At 46.1% G+C, this 373-nt stretch carries 1 pseudogene; it reads left to right on the top strand.

Annotation, left to right across the window (positions count from 1 at the left end):
- Positions 1-106 precede the first annotated feature (106 nt).
- Positions 107-373: pseudogene (locus tag HBA93_RS19250) on the top strand (ABC transporter substrate-binding protein); the annotation flags it as partial.

Below are 373 nucleotides of genomic sequence, written 5' to 3' on the forward strand. Positions count from 1 at the left end.
ATCGGAGTAAGTTTTAGAAGAATAAGAGACATTCTGTAATTGCGGGAGGCAAAACAGAGTGAGGCGTATTCGCTTTAAGTCTTGTTGCTCGGGAGGGAGAAAATTTATGAATAGAATGACACGCAGAACCATGCTCTGTGGAGGCGGTATCGCGGCTGCAGGTGCACTCACGGGTCTTTCATTGCCCGCTTTTGCTCAACAAAGCGAGGTGCGCTGGGCAGAGCTGAAGCCAGGTTTCACTGTTTTACTGACCGGCTTCATCAAGCATCATCGCTTGGATAAAAAGCACGGATTTTCACTTTCTACAGCGACGGAATATACGTCCGTACCCACTTATTATAGTGATTTTGATGTCGGTAATTACGATATCTGT

The sequence above is a fragment of the Ochrobactrum sp. SFR4 genome, from assembly GCF_019730395.1.
Classification (GTDB): Bacteria; Pseudomonadota; Alphaproteobacteria; order Rhizobiales; family Rhizobiaceae; genus Pseudochrobactrum.